This window comes from Natranaerovirga pectinivora (genome assembly GCF_004342165.1).
GTDB classification, from domain to species: Bacteria; Bacillota; Clostridia; order Lachnospirales; family DSM-24629; genus Natranaerovirga; species Natranaerovirga pectinivora.
In genome coordinates, this window is the sequence record NZ_SMAL01000003.1 from 226,245 (window position 1) to 242,784 (window position 16,540).

Here is a 16,540-nt window from a genome sequence, read left to right on the forward strand (position 1 = left end):
TTTGACCTATTTATATAATACCATTTTATATTAAAAATTCAAACCATAGCCTATGTTTAAAGTAATGCTCATTATAAGGCGAGAGAAAACAGTTGCTTTTTCTATCGCCTTATATTTTTACCTAGATCTTAATATCTCTAGCCCTTCTGAATCAAATACTTCAAATTCTTTTATAGACCTAATAATTTCTTTATTTGCAAGTTCATAATAACCGTACTTATGATATAGTTTTCCTAACTCTAACAATACTCCAATATCACCAATTAAATTTAGAATTTGTAAAGCAGATTCAAATAAATCAAACGCCTCATTCTCTAATAACACCTCTAAAATCTCAAATACTATTCTAGTATACTTTCTATTATTGATTTCTTCTGAAATCACTTCTATTGGCTCTTCAAAAATGATATTGGCAAATTGTCTATAAACCTTTAACGCATCAAAAAAATCTTCTATATGAGAACTATTATTTAGATCATTAATATAGTCATACACTTCTTTTTTCTTTCTTAGTAAAATCAATGCTAAAATTTTTATTCTAAATAAATCAATACTATTAACAAACCTTCCATCTATAAACTCTAAACATTTTTCGTATTGACCTAGTCTTAATAAACAATTGGCCTTTAATAACCATCCTTCTATCTTGTTACGATCATACTTATTTATATACTCTAAGGCTACCTTATAAAATCTCTCTTTATAAAAAACTTTTCCAATCATTATATACTGTTCATTTAAATTACTAAAGTATGGTTCAACTGTCTTAACAATATCTTCAATAGCCATTCCTTTAGATTTCAATATCTTCACCAAGTTATAGATAGGTGCCATAAAGTCCGGTCTAAATATCAGTGTTTTTATGCAATTTTTATAGGCTCTGTCATAATCTTTTAACTCTATGTAAATCTCTGATAGAGTATTATACGTACGATAATTTTCAACACCTAATATAAACTTTAGATGAGGTGGTGCTTCTCTCATTTCGATACACTTATTAAAACAGTCAATTGCCAATGTATATCTTTTTTGTTTATGAAAGATGATTCCTTTTAAATATTCTAAATCTGTTAGTTCTGGATAATGATTTCTAAGTATTTTTTTAGCTAATTCAAAGCCTTCATCATTAAGATCCAAAAAGTAACAACATAATACCATACGAATAATCAACTTTGGAGAATATACTTTTGTAGCATCAAACTTTGAGTAGGCTTTATTATAATATTCTAGCGCCTCAATATAATTATTCTCTGCAAAAAATTCATTCCCTAAATTAAAAAGATGGAACATATTATCAGGTTCCTTTTTAATCAGTTCCTTTAATATCATTTTATTTCTTTCTCTTTTCTTCTTCTTTTCTATATTGTGTTTTAAGTAACCGTGATGGTATATTTTGATATTTTCTATTGTTCCAGGTATATTATTCTTAGGGTATTTATTGTTTTTTAATTGTTCGTGAATTGGACTTTCAAAAAAATATCCGGCGTTATTTTTTATTAATCTTACATTTAGGTTTACTGTAATATTGGGACCTGGTCTTCTACCTACATAACTATGGGTTTCAAAAAAATATATTTCTTCATCGCCTTTATTCACTAAGTACCTAAACTTTTCTTTATCCTCTTTAGGGAATTCATCATCTGCATCCATAAGGAGTATCCAATCACTATTTGCATATTTAATAGATTCATTTCTTGCGGTACCAAAATCATTCTCCCATTTGAAATTATAGACTTTGGCTCCAAATGCCTTTGCAATCTCAATGGTTTGATCTTCTGACCCCGTATCTACGATTATCATTTCGTCCACAATATCCTTTACACTCTCTAAACATCTAGGCAAATTCTTTTCTTCATTTTTTACTATCATGCAAAGACTAACAGACTTATTCACATAACCCTCCACTAAAGACCATCTAAATTCTATCCTTATTCTATATTATGATTACATTATGAAGTAGAACCTCCTAGAATAGAAAAAAACCAGCCTAAGCTGATTTTTATTTATCACTCTATAATTATTTCACTTGAAATGAAATATGTTTTTTGGTATATCTATGCAGTGCATAATAATAAATCATTATTAAGGCCGCTAATATTATGGTATTAAAGACATTGTCTTTCCAATAAAAAACATTAGAAACCAAATACACATTTAATAAAGTCCCGGGAATCATTCCAATGAAGCTCCCCCAAAAATACTTTTTAAAACTAATTGTGGTCATGGCACATAAATAATTCACCATTGCTGCTGTTACAATAGGTATATTCCTCATATATAAAACATAATAAAAACCATTTTCTTCAATGTTTTTCATATAATCTTCGTAGTTAATATTTTTCTTCTCTTTTTGCCTATCAAACCATTTGTATAAAAACTTTTTACTAAGCAATCTTCCTATTACAAAAGATAGTACAGAAAACAAATTCCCGATTAACAGTGCAGCAACAAACCCTCTACCAATTCCCATGGTTAAAGCTGCTCCTGCCTTTACCCATGACATTGGAACAAATAAACAAGATAATAGGGTTCCAATAATGATATAGAGAACAAAGAATATATTCATATCTTTATATTGCTCTACCTGCTGTAAAAAACTATTTTTATTAATAATATGTGAATACCTCTGATACAACATAACTATTATCCAAACAAACATGATGACTGCTATAATTCTAATAAGTTTATCCAATCTATCTTCCATTTACACGCCCTTCTTTCAAGCTAAATTAACTAACAGATTTATAACCTATTATTATGTATTATTAATAAACTTTTAATATTTTATAAATGAAAAAAATGTTATGACAAGTCACTAATACATTTATATTCTTATTATATTATTATGTACTATTAACTAATTATATTTATGTTTTCCACTACATATTTTAATGTATTTTTAATAAAAAGTCCACCTTATTTCATTTTTCAAACTCTAGGTGATCTGACAAAGTTTTCTTTTTTCAATGTTATCGACAAAAAAAACTTCTAAACATGTCATCGTTTAGAAGTTTTTTTATCTTTTTATTTTACTGCTTCTTCCCAATATTTGCTTGTAATGGTTTCTTCTGAAATAACTGCCGGACTTGTAAGCAATCCATATGTATAAGAATGCTCTGCTGTTTGAACCACAGCGTCCATATCTATATAACCTATTTGAGCTGGATCAAATCCTTCTGGTACAACTAGCTTTGCTACTTCTTTTGCCATATATACTTGATGCTCTAAGGAAACACTTTGGTCCACATTATAAACGATTTGACCTGCTGCTTCTGGATCAGCAACTGCATCTGCCCAACCTTTAATAGATGCTCTTAAAAATCTTACAAATAAGTCTTCATTGTTTTTAATCCAATCGCTATTTACAAACAAACAATCTTGAAGCATTGCCACGCCTTCATCATTCATATCTAATACATTGATTTCACTTGCATCTAACCCTGCTGCTAACAAAAGACCATATTCATTATAAGTCATTGCAGATGCTGCATCAATTGTGCCATTTAATATTTGGTTCATTGTAAAATCTTGTTGTACCAACTCTAAATCTGTATTTCTATTGATACCATTGGCTTCTAAAAGTGCAAATATTTCATACTCATTGCCACCAAACCATGAACCTACCTTTTTACCCACTAAATCTGATGGACTTTCAATTCCTGAAGATGCTTTTGAAACAAGTAGCATTGCACTTTTTTGGAATATTTGACCTACATGAAGCAATTCCCAACCTTCAGATTGGTATTTCATTAAACTTGAAACCCAAGTAACACCAACGTCTGCTACACCATTGTACACTTGTTGCTCTGGAATAATATCACTACCACCTGGAAGAATTTCTATTTGAATCCCTTCATCTTCATAATAGCCTTTTTCCATTGCAACATAATAGCCCATAAATTGTGATTGAGGCAACCATTTTAACTGTAAAACGACCTTATCTAATTTTTTTCCATCTCCACTTGTTGCAGGAGACGAGCTACACCCTGTAGCCATTATTGCCACTAACATTAAAACCAATAATATACTCATTAAACTTTTTCTTTTCATAATAATTCCTCCTAATATAATTAATTTATCTTTGTGAAGCGTGCCATTTAATAGCATCGCGCTCTACCAATATAATAATTGCATATAAAACCACTCCAACTAAGGAAGCAACAACAATATACGACCAACCCATAGCCATTTCAGCTTTTCGCAAATGGTCTTTTATCCCAAAACCCAGACCAGAAGTAGATGCTGCAAAATATTCACTGATAATAGCCGCTATAATAGATGCTGCAATATTTATCTTTAAAGCTGTGAAAACATTTGGCAAAGCATTAGGCAAACGTAGCTTTCTAAAAACAACCCATTTATCTGCCGCAACTGTTTCCATTAAATCTAAGGAAAAGGCTTTCAAATTATTTAACCCGCTATAAGCATTAATGGCCATAGCTGCCATACAAACTACAGTAACCACACCAATTTTTTGGGCCATACCTGTTGTAAACCATAAGTTCATTATTGGTGATAAAGCAACAATAGGTACTGCATTTAATGCTGTTACAACAATCATTCCACCATATCCCCATTTTGGAAACCATGTGGCTAAAAAGGCAATCATAAAACCGAAAAAAGAACCAATGGTTAGACCTATTAATGCCCCTATAACGGTAACGCCACCATCTTTTAATACCTTAGGCAAATTATTGTACAGAGTGGTCATTATTTGTGAAGGTATTGGCAACTGAAAGGGCCTTAAATCCAACACTTCATGTAAATAACCCAATTCCCAAATCAAAATAAATCCAATACCAAAAGCCAATGGCCACAATATATTTTTCAATTTATTATTCATACTTTCTCACCATCCTTTTTAGATGCGCCTCGTCTCCAAGGTAGTAATAAATTTTCTGCTATAACAATCACATAAAAGCTAAAAATACCCATTAAAGCACTGGTCATTACAGATGCCCAAAAAATATCTGTTGTATTAGAATATAAGGAATAAAGAATTCTTACACCAATACCCCCTCTAGACCCTAACATATCCACTAAAATAGATGCAGTAACTGCCATAGGTGCAGCTATTTTTAAGCCTGTAAACAAATAGGACATGGAAAAGGGAAACATTAGTTTGCGATACACTTCAAATTTGCTCGTCGCAATAGAATACAATAAATCCTTTTTATCCTGCTCCACACTTTTTAATCCACTTAACATGTTTACGGATACAGGGAAGAATGTAATATATGCGGCTATAATAATTCTTGATAAATTCATATCTCTAACAATATTGAAAATGATAGGTGCCAGACCTAAAACAGGAATCATTTGTGACATAATCAAGTAGGGAAAAGCAATTTTTTCTGCTGTTTTTGACAAACTCATTATCACAGCAAGGAATATACCTACCCCAGCCCCAATACCAAAACCTATAGCGGCTCTTGAAAAAGTAATAACGCCTGCTTCTAGTAAAGACCTCCAATTGTTAACAAACACAATGAAAATTGTATGAGGAAAAGGTAACTTAGCTGCGGCCATTGTATCTTTCATTACAAACATTAAGAAAAATGCCAATACCTCTAGCAATACAAAAATGCTTGTAAACCATACAAAAGCCACCATCCGCCTTTCTTTTTTTGTAATCACCATACTTATACCCCCTCAAAGCTTTTTCTAATCTTTGCCACATATTCATAAAACTCAGGCATCTCTCTTAGAGAACTTTCTCTTGGGCGAGGCAAGTCAATATCTACCACTGCTGAAACCCTTCCTGGATGGGGTGATAATACCACTACTCTATCTGATAAAAATACAGATTCTGGAATATTATGTGTAACAAAAATAATGGTTTTTTTCGTCTTTCTCCATATCTTCAATAAATCCTCATTCAATTTTTCACGGGTAAACTCATCAAGAGCTGAAAATGGCTCATCCATTAATAAAATCTCAGGATCTAATGCCAAGGCTCTTGCAATCCCAATCCTTTGTTGCATACCACCACTTAACTCAAAGGGATACTCGTAACCAAAATCTTTTAAACCTACTAGATCTAAAGTTTTATCGATACGTGCTGTTCTTTCTTTTCTTGGTATTTTCATAATTTCCATTGGAAGACAAATATTTCTTCTTACTGTTCTCCAATCGTAAAGAACAGGATTTTGAAAGACAATACCATACTTTCTTTGTAACCTTATATCTTTTGGTGATTGACCATTAATGGTTACACTTCCTGTCGTTGGTCGTAACAAATCTGCAATGATACGAAGCAATGTGGTTTTACCACATCCTGAAGGACCTAAGAGAGAAATAAACTCGCCTTCTCTAATATCGAGATTCACATCGTTTAGGGCAACAATGTCCTCCCCTCTTTTTCCTTTATAAATCATATTGACATTTTTAATTTGGATTTCTGATCCATTCATATATAAAACCTCCTAAGGACAAATTTCCTCAATCTAAGAAAAAGGGCGCAAAAGATTTCTCTTCTGCGCCCTTGCAGTTCTACTTTTATATTTTTACTGGCTTATTTCTACTCTTTTACCAGGAGATATGGCACCTACTGGACATACAACTACACATAGATGGCAGCCTACACATTTTTTAGGCAATAACTTTGGTTTTTCTTGATCTTCATCCATTTCTATGGCTTGATGACCACCATCATAACAAGACAAGTAACATCTGCCACAACCAATACAGTTCGTTTTCTCAAACTTTGGATACGAGATGGAATGGCGGTTTAATTTTTCTGCTTGAACCAACTTAGGTAAGGCCATACCCACCATCTCTTGAACAGAATCAAATCCCATCTCCCCTACATATGTAGAAAGTCCCTCAATTAAATCATCAATGATTCGGTAGCCATACTGCATTACAGATGTTGTGATTTGTAAATTCTCACACCCTAAAGCTAAGAACTCTGCACCATCTCTCCAACTTTCTATACCACCCATACCACTAATAGGCACATCCACTAACTTTGGATGCTTTTTCATATCATTTATAAAACGTAGGGCAATGGGTTTAACAGTTTTGCCTGAATAGCCTCCCACACTGGATTTCCCATCTACTTGAGGTTCTGAACTAAAATCATCTAAGTGTATGTTCATAATGCTTTTTATTGTATTGATGGCTGCTATTCCCGTTGCGCCATTATCCATTGCTGCTATAGCAGGTATCTCCATATTTCCTATGTTAGGCGTCATCTTAGCCAGTATAGGCAAGTGGGTTCCTCTTCTTGTTGCAGCTGTATAAAGAGCAACTAAATCTGGATTCTGACCAACATCTGACCCTAATCCTTCCCCTGTCATATGGGGACAAGAAAAGTTGCATTCAATAATATCTGCCCCTACTTCTGTCATACGTCGAGCTAAGTAAGTCCACTCTTCTTCATTTTGACCTAAAATAGAAGCAATAATAATTTTACTTGGATAATCTTCTTTTAACTTTTTGAGATATTCCAAATTCTCTTCTAAAGTATGGTCTGAGATTTGTTCAATGTTTTTGAACCCAATAAAAGAATTCCCTTCTTTCCGAATGGTTGAAAACCTTGGAGAAACTTCTTCTGGAACAAAAACACCAATGGTTTTAAATGCTACGCCAGCCCAACCCATCTCAAAAGCTTTTGCAACCATTTCATAATTGCTGGCCACCACTGATGAGGATAGGAAGAAAGGGTTCTCACAAGGTATGCCACAAAACTCAATACCTAGATCTACTTTTTTAATTCCTTTATTTTTATTTATATTTCCTATGTATGTCATAAGGCTTGGAATTTCTACTGGACGATCCACTTTTCCTTTTAAACACGTTTTTACACAGTCTTTGGTATCACAAGCCTTACATATTGCATTATCTTTTGCAGATGCTATGGCACCATTTATATTTTCAAATCGTAATGATCGAATGACTTTTGCTGGATCTAATCCATGGGGGCATCTTTTAGTACAAGGTGCATTGTGACAAATAAGGCACCCTTCCATTTCATTTCTTGCTGAAAATTCATTTAAAGTTCTTAGTTCCATAAGACACCCTCCTAACCAAATATATATAATTCATTACTTTCTACCAATGCGTTTTACAAATTTACCCCAACCTGGTTCTCCAACAAATGCGCCATCCTTATAAACCAATCGACCTCTTGAGAATGTCATTGTAGGATAACCTTTTAAGTGTACCCCTTCCCATATGGTATGGTCATAGTCAGAATGCATATTATCCACTGAAATGGTAAATTCTTTTTCTGGATCATAAATCACAATATCTGCATCTTTTCCTACTGTTAATGACCCTTTTTCAGAACAACCAAAGATTTTTGCTGGATTGGTTGAACATAATTCCACTGCTTTATTAAAAGTGATCTTCCCTTCATTGGCAGCTGATAGCATATATGGGTACAAATTTTCAACGCCAGCACAACCATTAGGAATCTTTGTAAAATCATCTTTGCCCCAGTCTTTTTCATAACTTTGGAATGGACAATGATCTGTTGCTACAACATCTATACCACCCGTTTTAATGGCATGCCATAAAGCATCTTGACTTTCTTGCCCTTTCATTGGTGGTGAACACACAAAGTTTCTACCATCTTCTCTTTTATAAACTTCACTTGTAAATTCTAAATATTGAGGGCAAGTTTCCACATAGATATCATACCCTTCTCTTTTTGCTTCAACGGCTGCTTCTAACCCTTCTTTATTGGCCATATGGACAATGTATAAGGAGGCATCAAGGTTTTTTGTCCAATGAACAGCTCTTATATCCCCTTCTGCTTCCACGTACTCAGGGCGGCTTAGATAATGATACCAAGGTGACGTCTTACCTTCTTTTAGGAAGTTCTCTATATTCAAATCTATAATGGCTGGACTTTCTGCATGGACATTAAGCATTGCACCAACTTCTTTGGCTCTTAACAATAACTTGGTAAATGTCCCATCATCCACCATCATCCCTTTATAAACAAAGAAACATTTAAAACTTGTGATGCCTTCTTCTACTGCTTTTTCCATTTCATCTAATATTGCCCCATCATTTAGGTCTGTAATACAACAATGAAACGCATAATCAATACAAGCTTCTTCTTCACAAATGGCTTTTTTCTCGTTGATTAATCCTAGAATGGACATCCCTGACCTTTGAACAGGATAATCAAAAACTGTTGTAACACCACCGCAAGCTGCCGCTCTTGTTCCTGCTAAATAACTATCTGCTGACACAGTCCCACCAAAAGGCATTGCCAAATGGGTATGAACATCAATGGCACCTGGTAAAACCAATTTACCACTTGCATCTACCACGGTTGCCTCTTCCTCAGAAAACCCTTTACCTATCCCTATAATTTTTCCGTCTTTTACGGCTATATCTGCTATATAAGTCTCCGTTGGAGAAATAATTGTTCCATTTTTAATAATTAAATCCATATGAATGACCTCCTTAAATCTAATTAATCTCTACCATTCCACTTTTTCAAAAGCCTCTTCCCCTGCTGATGTTACATTCAAGAAAATGGCCACATTTCCCTCTAATCCTATTTTCATAAAATCTGTACGACATTTGTCATATGGGGTATGAGCATATTGCTCTTGCATTGGTGAATACCCAATGGTTGGTTTTCTATCTATTCCACAGGTTTTACTAGCATCTGTTCCAAAATCCCAGTACCCGAATTTTACACTTTGACCAACGGCTTCTAATGCTTCTGCTGCTGCCCTAACAAAAGGATGGTCTTTGCTGATTTTCCAAGGACTCATATCTTTTGAAGCTTCATACGCCAGACCTGTATAGGAGGTTTCTAATGCACTTTTTATGATGACATCTGCTTTAAACTCTGGATCTTTACTTGCCAAATCATCAATAATACTTTGAATCTCCCCTAAAGCAGTTTCAGCTGTTTCTCCTGGCAATGTACGCCTATCAAGAGATAGGAGACATTTATCTGGTACAATAGATAATGCTCCTGGAGAACATTCTATAATATTTAAAGAAATAGACGCCTGCCCTAAATCTGGATCCGTTGGTAATGCTGGATACAATTCATCTTTGATTCTTTCAATAAGTGGCATAGCTTTGTAAATGGAATTGATTCCAAGCCAAGGGGCACTACCGTGAGAGGTCCTACCATAAACTGTAACCAACATTTCAACACGGCCTCTATGGCCACAATACAATTTTAATGAGGTTGCTTCTGAAGAAACCATTGCATCGTATGTTAATCCTTTTGCAGGTAAGGTTTTATCTATAAGATGTAGCATCCCTACCATCTCTGCTGGCTCTTCTTGAACAACACCTGTAAACATAAAGTTCCCTTTTATAGGAAAGCCTTTTTCACGAAGTTTTACAAGTAAACCACCAGCGTATATTTGAACAGCTTCTCCACCTTTGACATCTGATGCGGCTCTTCCGTGAACACACTCAGCTTCATCAGGCTCTTTGTCTTGATTGTCTACTTTACATCTATCAATGAATCCACCATATGGGTCATATCCTTCCCAGTTATCCACATCTCCAGGACTTACATGGTCCATATGTGAATTGTACATAATGGTTGGTCCTGGTTCCGTTCCTTTTACAATCCCCACTACATTTCCTTGATCATCGCGAAAAACCTCATCATAACCTAACTTTTCCATCTCTGCTATATTTAGATCTGCTACATCTTTTTCTTCTCCACTCATACTTGGTGTTTGAATCAATTTTTGAACAAATTCAATCATATCTTTGTATAGTTCTTCTGTAATCTCTTTGATCGCCTTTTTTAACTTATCATCTAATAGATTTAACAATTTACCTCACTCACCTTTCTATCTAAACTATAGCTGAAAATCTTTTTGATCTAATTTGGTTAACTCATTAAAAATAGAAACATTGCCCACTAAGGCTTTTTCCATATAGTCAATTCTTACTTTGTCTATCGGTCTATGACAGTAAAATTCTTGCATTGGTGAATACCCTATGGCTGGTTTTTTCTCCCGACCACTAATCACTGAAAGATCCGTTCCAAAATCCCAATACCCAAACTTTACTGGTTGTTCTACACCCTTTAAGCCTTCTGCAGCTGCCTTGGCAAATGGGTGCTCTGGACTGATTTTCCAAGCTTCTTTTACATTAGGCATTGCTACTGTTTTTCCTGTGTAGGTGGTTCTAGGAACTGTTGCTATTTCTACTGTGGCTCTAAAATCAGGGTCTTCAGCTGATATCTCATCTATAATTTTTTGAATCTCTTCAACACACCCATTAAAAGTTTCACCTGGTACAAATCTTCTATCGTATGTAATATGGCATCTGTCTGGTACGATACACATAGAACCAGGCGTGCAATCTATAATTGTAAGGGCAATACTTGACTTCCCTAAGTTTTCGTCTGTTTTATGATTCTCTTCTACAAATTCTTCTACTTGATCAATAAATTTTGTTGCTTTATTCACTGCATTAATGCCAAGCCACGGGGCACTTCCGTGAGAGGTAACACCCGAAATGGTGACTTTTAGCTCAACTCGACCTCTGTGGCCTAGGTATATTTTTAAAGAAGTGGCTTCACAAGATACAACACCGTCATATGTAATCCCTTCTTCTGGAAAGGTTTCATCAATTAATTTGATCATACCTAATTGCTCTGCCGGTTCTTCAAGAACCACACCTGTAAAAATATATCTACCTTTAATGGGGTATCCCATTTCTCTAAGGTTTAATAGCATTTTCCCTGAATAAATCTGGCAAGCACCGCCGCCTTTAACATCTGAAGCTGCCCTACCATGAATGACTTCAACGGACTCATAGCCATCTCTGTCTTGATTCTCCATTTCATTGATATCAATTTCTGCACCATATGGGTCATAACCGCCCCACTCACTGTGATCTCCAGTATCTACATGGTCTAAATGGGCATTGAACATAATTGTTGGTCCTTCTTCAGTGCCTTCAATGATGCCGATAACATTCCCCCATTTATCACGAAAACATCGATCGTATCCTAATTTTTTCATCTCTGCTAAATACAAATCTGCAACGCCTTTTTCATCTCCAGGAAGTGCTGGTACCCGAATGAGCTTTTGACAAAATTCAATCATATTAGGTTTTAGTTCTCCTGCCATTTTACTTAGTATTCCTTTTATATTCTCCATCTTGGTTACCCCCTTCTTTCTATGAATAGTCCTTATTAGTAAAATGAATCTTTAAACATTTGGACGATATCTTCTTCTGTTGGTTTAACAATACAATTGCCAATATTACGAGTCTGTATGGCTAACCCACTGAATTTACTAATCTCTTCTAAAGTAATAACTTCTTTTTTACCAAACATTTTATTCATTAAGTCTTTAAAGTCTTTCGAACCAGTCATATTCATAGCATTTAATATTCTTTTTCCTAACTCTGGTTTTTGTTCTTCTACTAATCTTAAGTAATCTCCTAACAACAATCCATTGGCTCTTCCGTGATCAATGTCTTTAAAATACGTTAAGGAATATCCCATCGCGTGAACGGCTGTTGTTCCTGTTTGTGCAATAACCATCCCTGCAATTAAAGAGGCATGTAATAAAATCTCTCTGGTTTTCAAATCAAACTTTGATTGGTTATTTGATTCTAAGGCCTCTAACATTATTGGTGTGACTTCCATAATCATTCTTATACTTTCTACTGCCAAAGCATCTGAAATGGTTGAAGCCTTTACTGACAACATCCCTTCTACTGCGTGAGATAGGGCATCTATTGCTGTATTAATAGTGGTTTCTACACCTAGTTGTGTCATATATTTAGGATCTAAAAAAGCCACTTTAGGAAATATTAAATCCGTTGCAATACTGGTTTTTGTCTCCGCTTTATCATTGGTAAGTATAGCGTACTGAGTTACTTCTGATCCTGTTCCTGCTGTTGTTGGCACAATGGCTATGGGAAGGACTTTGTCTTCATAGATTCCTGAGAACAAATTTTCCTCATCAATTGTTTGAGCAGCCAGCAATGCAATGGCTTTACCCGCATCCATAGGTGACCCCCCACCTATTGGAATAATAAAATCTATATTATTTTCTTTGGCAATCCTAGCCCCTTCATACACACAAGAAATTGTTGGATTGCTCATCACTTTATCAAATACTACATACTCAATCCCTTCAGCTTCTAACGCTTTTTTAACATCACTTTCTGAACCATTTGATTTGGCTGATCTAGTGCCTGTTACAATTAACGCCTTTTTACCAAGAGATTGAAACAAATTGCTATTGTTCACAATACAGTCATTTCCCATTACCACTCTAGTTGGCATAAAATATTTATAATTCATAAATGCCTCCTTCTTATATCATTTTGTCTACTTCTACAAGTACCTCATCCATTATTGTCATAGCTTCTTTTAATTCTTCGTCTGTTATAATCAGTGGTGGCGCTACGATGATGACATTTTCATGAGTATAGGTACTAAAGCCTTTTTCTATTAACATCCCTAGAATTGTTTTCATCACTTTTTCAGGATCTTTACCGTATTCTACAATAGGTTCTTTGGTTGCTTTGTCTTTTACAAGTTCTATGCCACCAAACAATCCAATGTAACGCACATCACCTACACAAGGATGTTTTTCTTTTATATCTTCTAAAAGTTGGCCTAATAATATGCCACTTTCTTTTGTTTTTTCAAGTAAACCTTCTTCTTTATAAACTTCTATTGTTGCAATCCCAGCTGCACAACCTATTGGATGGGCTGAATAAGTCAAACCACAACTTAAGAAATTATTATCAAAGAATGCGCCTATCTCCTTGCTCACTAGGACGCCTCCAATAGGTGCATAACCACAGGTAACACCTTTGGCAAATGTGATTATATCTGGCTTTACATTATAATTGTTAACACCAAACCATTCACCTGTTCTGCCCCATCCAGTCATTACTTCGTCACATACCATTAAGATGCCAAACTCATCACATATGTCACGAACACCTTGTAAATACCCTTTTGGTGGAATAATAATCCCATTGCTTCCTGTTATAGTTTCTAAGAAAATAGCGGCTACAGAGTCTCTGCCTTCATAAATAATTTGTTCTCTTAATTGACTTAAGTAGTATTGTGTTCCTTCTTCTTCACTATGAAATTCAAATGGTGCTCTATATGTATAAGGATCAAAGAATTTTACAAACCCTGGAATCCCTGGTTCACAAGCATATCTTCTAGGTTCTCCTGTTAGGTTCGCTGCCCCATATGTTGCCCCGTGGTATGAACGGTATCTTGAGAAGATCTTATGTCGTCCTGTTATCATCTTAGCTATTTTAATGGCATTTTCATTGGCATCTGCCCCCCCTAAAGTAAAAAATACCTTTCCCATATTATCTGGTGCTAACTCAACAACCATTTTTGCTAATTGGGATCTAACATCTATTGCATAGGCTGGTGAGGCAAAGGCCAATTTTTCTGCTTGATTTTGTATGGCTTTGATGACTTTTTTATTGTTATACCCTATATTCAGATTAACCAATTGAGAGGACATATCATAATAACGCTTGCCATCCCCATCCCAAAAATAAATGCCATCTGCTTTTGCCATGACTTTAGGATTGATGGCACCTTGGTTACTCCAAGAGTGCAAATTGTATTTTTTTGATGTTTCTATTATTTCATTTGATGTCTTTAATTCTAGTTCCATTGACAATCACCTCATTATTTGAATTGCAAAAAGGGGCCTGAAACTAGTTATCTAATACTAGTGTCAGGCCCCTTTGCCATTGTTTACTATTAATTATTATTTATTATTTGAGTTGCGTTAAACTTATAACTATCATATCATACTTTTAACCCTTTTCAAGAAATTCAAGCACAAAATCTTTTGTGCTCCAGCACATAGGTGTGTTAATTATAGAAATTCTATAATATGAAAAGCCATTAATAGCTTCAAACCCTCTTGATAATCTAGATCACTACCAAGAATTTCTTTTATCTTTTTAATCTTATAATTGATGGTGTTGCGGTGGACATAAGCCTCTTTGGCTACCTTCTCCACACTGTTGTTATGCTCTAAATAGCTTTTTAATATGTCCATATAATCCGTACCATTTTTTTCATCAAAACTGGCCAATGGCCCTAAAGTATCTTCATAGAACTTCTTCAATACTTTCATATCTTCAACCTCTATAAGGAGTTGGTAAAGACCAATATTGCCATAGGACAATTGATCCTTATTCTGTCTTTCTGCAACACGCAAAACAGAAATGGCTCTTCTATAATTCCTTGGTAAAGATAGTATACCAAAGTCACTCTCACTAATGGCAGAACGTATTTTATAAGATTGTCCATTGTTACAGATCTCTTTTAATCGGGTTAAAGAACCTTCTATAAGCTTTAGTGGAAAGTTCTGTAAAACAGCAATTACGTATTTATCTTGACGAAAAATACTAAAACGATCGCTGTGATGATCTAAGAGCTTCTTTAAATGCAACCTAACACTTTTATCATACTCTGCTAATTTATCATTGGATGGCACTTGAAGAGAAATGGCTACAACACTAAATTCCGCATCCAAATTGAAGGCTTTTCGTTCTAAAATAGGACGGTACTCAAAGCTCTTCTCAGGAAAAAAGATGGCATTACGAAAAGCAGAGGCTACGGTTTCCTCATTCTCTTCCGCCTTAACAATCTTACGGCAAAAATCATTTGTAATATCAACAATTCTCGTCTTCCAAGGCACTGTGAATAAGGGAAATTGTACTTCATTACAATAATCAATTAAGTCCTGAGGCACAGCTTTAATATACGGACCAAGATTTAACACCAATCCACTGGCTTTGTGATCTACTAACCCTTTAACAAAGTCAACAAACCAATCGGTATTGTCTTGACCAATACCCGTACTAAAAATCAACTCTTGTCCGTGAAGAAAGGAGGCCGTCTCTGGATCTTCAAGCATATGAACCCAAGTCACCACATTGTTCATGTTTTTTTCTCCACAGATTAGTTTCATACCGTAGTTTTCTTTTGCGTATTTGCAGAGGTGTCTTAGGGTGATTGCCATGGTTATCAGCCTTTCTATCTTGTTGTTTATGTAAGCGTTGTATCTTTAGAGTTCTATTCTTATATTTTTATAACTTTATCATGGTAACGTGTATTATGCAAGCATTCTACTTGTAAGTTTATACATCCATATCTAATCTCTATCTATATCACTTATCTTTTTTATTTTTCAATATATCCCTTATATCCTTAAGCAACCTCTCTTGGTAAGAAGGTTCTACTTTTTTAAGGTTATACACTTCTTTTTTTCTTAGTGAGTTTAAAAACTTAACCACTAAAAAAATAGAGAAAGTCACTATCAAAAAATCTATCATGGTTTGTAAAAACTGTCCGTACCTAATGGCCAATTCATTAGTATTCTCACTACCTTCTGTAACGACCCACTTTAATGCTGTTAAGTCTATTCTTCCAGTTAGAATACCTAAAAAAGGCATAATAACGTCATTAACCAAGGATGAGACAATTTTACTAAAGGCACTTCCAATAATCACACCAATAGCTAAATCTATAATATTACCTCTTACTGCGAATTTTTTAAATTCTTGTAACATAGATGGGGCC

14 protein-coding genes are annotated in these 16,540 nt (G+C 34.7%); all 14 read right to left on the bottom strand.

Translation table 11 applies throughout. The annotated features are described in order from the left end of the window. Positions 1–117 precede the first annotated feature (117 nt). The 14 genes from EDC18_RS05750 to mscL all read right to left on the bottom strand — a co-directional run bounded on the left by EDC18_RS05750 (position 118) and on the right by mscL (position 16,530). Complete coding sequence (locus EDC18_RS05750) at positions 118–1,893, bottom strand: tetratricopeptide repeat-containing glycosyltransferase family 2 protein (RefSeq protein WP_132251217.1); 1,776 nt, start codon at positions 1,891–1,893, stop codon at positions 118–120. 124 nt (positions 1,894–2,017) lie between these two features. Next, complete coding sequence (locus EDC18_RS05755) at positions 2,018–2,704, bottom strand: TVP38/TMEM64 family protein (RefSeq protein WP_132251219.1); 687 nt, start codon at positions 2,702–2,704, stop codon at positions 2,018–2,020. A gap of 320 nt (positions 2,705–3,024) precedes the next feature. Further along, positions 3,025–4,050 (bottom strand): ABC transporter substrate-binding protein, encoded by a 1,026-nt coding sequence (locus tag EDC18_RS05760; protein WP_132251221.1) that lies wholly within the window; start codon positions 4,048–4,050, stop codon positions 3,025–3,027. 25 nt (positions 4,051–4,075) lie between these two features. Further along, positions 4,076–4,843: an ABC transporter permease gene (locus tag EDC18_RS05765; RefSeq protein WP_132251223.1), complete on the bottom strand. Its 768-nt coding sequence runs from the start codon at positions 4,841–4,843 to the stop codon at positions 4,076–4,078. Then, entirely contained in the window at positions 4,840–5,640 is an 801-nt protein-coding gene (locus EDC18_RS05770; RefSeq protein WP_207669171.1) for an ABC transporter permease, read from the bottom strand. Before EDC18_RS05770 ends, EDC18_RS05765 begins: the two co-directional genes overlap by 4 nt. Before the next feature lie 2 nt (positions 5,641–5,642). Continuing rightward, positions 5,643–6,413, bottom strand: a complete 771-nt coding sequence (locus EDC18_RS05775; protein ID WP_132251225.1) for an ABC transporter ATP-binding protein — start codon at positions 6,411–6,413, stop codon at positions 5,643–5,645. Positions 6,414–6,506: 93 nt separating this feature from the next. Then, complete coding sequence (gene preA, locus EDC18_RS05780) at positions 6,507–8,015, bottom strand: NAD-dependent dihydropyrimidine dehydrogenase subunit PreA (protein ID WP_132251227.1); 1,509 nt, start codon at positions 8,013–8,015, stop codon at positions 6,507–6,509. Between the two features lie 33 nt (positions 8,016–8,048). Continuing rightward, a complete protein-coding gene (gene hydA, locus EDC18_RS05785; RefSeq protein WP_132251229.1) occupies positions 8,049–9,410 on the bottom strand; it encodes a dihydropyrimidinase in 1,362 nt (453 codons plus the stop codon). A gap of 30 nt (positions 9,411–9,440) precedes the next feature. After that, positions 9,441–10,772: a M20/M25/M40 family metallo-hydrolase gene (locus EDC18_RS05790; protein WP_341472713.1), complete on the bottom strand. Its 1,332-nt coding sequence runs from the start codon at positions 10,770–10,772 to the stop codon at positions 9,441–9,443. Between the two features lie 27 nt (positions 10,773–10,799). Next, positions 10,800–12,110, bottom strand: coding sequence for a M20/M25/M40 family metallo-hydrolase (locus tag EDC18_RS05795; RefSeq protein ID WP_132251231.1), 1,311 nt, complete (start codon positions 12,108–12,110; stop codon positions 10,800–10,802). A 35-nt stretch (positions 12,111–12,145) separates the two neighbouring features. After that, positions 12,146–13,267, bottom strand: coding sequence for an iron-containing alcohol dehydrogenase family protein (locus EDC18_RS05800; RefSeq protein WP_132251233.1), 1,122 nt, complete (start codon positions 13,265–13,267; stop codon positions 12,146–12,148). A gap of 13 nt (positions 13,268–13,280) precedes the next feature. Further along, on the bottom strand, positions 13,281–14,618 hold the full coding sequence (locus EDC18_RS05805; protein WP_132251235.1) for an aminotransferase class III-fold pyridoxal phosphate-dependent enzyme: 1,338 nt from the start codon (positions 14,616–14,618) through the stop codon (positions 13,281–13,283). Positions 14,619–14,825: 207 nt separating this feature from the next. Beyond that, positions 14,826–15,980, bottom strand: a complete 1,155-nt coding sequence (locus tag EDC18_RS05810; RefSeq protein ID WP_132251237.1) for a PucR family transcriptional regulator — start codon at positions 15,978–15,980, stop codon at positions 14,826–14,828. A 148-nt stretch (positions 15,981–16,128) separates the two neighbouring features. Continuing rightward, positions 16,129–16,530 (bottom strand): large-conductance mechanosensitive channel protein MscL, encoded by a 402-nt coding sequence (mscL, locus tag EDC18_RS05815; RefSeq protein WP_132251239.1) that lies wholly within the window; start codon positions 16,528–16,530, stop codon positions 16,129–16,131. Positions 16,531–16,540 lie beyond the last annotated feature (10 nt).

What these genes read in the sequence shown, in the direction of transcription:
- mscL (WP_132251239.1), bottom strand. Translation starts at nt 16,530, where the DNA reads ATGTTACAAGAATTTAAAAAATTCGCAGTAAGAGGTAATATTATAGAT.
- preA (WP_132251227.1), bottom strand. Translation starts at nt 8,015, where the DNA reads ATGGAACTAAGAACTTTAAATGAATTTTCAGCAAGAAATGAAATGGAA.
- EDC18_RS05760 (WP_132251221.1), bottom strand. Translation starts at nt 4,050, where the DNA reads ATGAAAAGAAAAAGTTTAATGAGTATATTATTGGTTTTAATGTTAGTG.
- EDC18_RS05810 (WP_132251237.1), bottom strand. Translation starts at nt 15,980, where the DNA reads ATGGCAATCACCCTAAGACACCTCTGCAAATACGCAAAAGAAAACTAC.
- EDC18_RS05770 (WP_207669171.1), bottom strand. Translation starts at nt 5,640, where the DNA reads ATGGTGATTACAAAAAAAGAAAGGCGGATGGTGGCTTTTGTATGGTTT.
- EDC18_RS05800 (WP_132251233.1), bottom strand. Translation starts at nt 13,267, where the DNA reads ATGAATTATAAATATTTTATGCCAACTAGAGTGGTAATGGGAAATGAC.
- EDC18_RS05805 (WP_132251235.1), bottom strand. Translation starts at nt 14,618, where the DNA reads ATGGAACTAGAATTAAAGACATCAAATGAAATAATAGAAACATCAAAA.
- EDC18_RS05755 (WP_132251219.1), bottom strand. Translation starts at nt 2,704, where the DNA reads ATGGAAGATAGATTGGATAAACTTATTAGAATTATAGCAGTCATCATG.
- EDC18_RS05775 (WP_132251225.1), bottom strand. Translation starts at nt 6,413, where the DNA reads ATGAATGGATCAGAAATCCAAATTAAAAATGTCAATATGATTTATAAA.
- hydA (WP_132251229.1), bottom strand. Translation starts at nt 9,410, where the DNA reads ATGGATTTAATTATTAAAAATGGAACAATTATTTCTCCAACGGAGACT.
- EDC18_RS05795 (WP_132251231.1), bottom strand. Translation starts at nt 12,110, where the DNA reads ATGGAGAATATAAAAGGAATACTAAGTAAAATGGCAGGAGAACTAAAA.
- EDC18_RS05765 (WP_132251223.1), bottom strand. Translation starts at nt 4,843, where the DNA reads ATGAATAATAAATTGAAAAATATATTGTGGCCATTGGCTTTTGGTATT.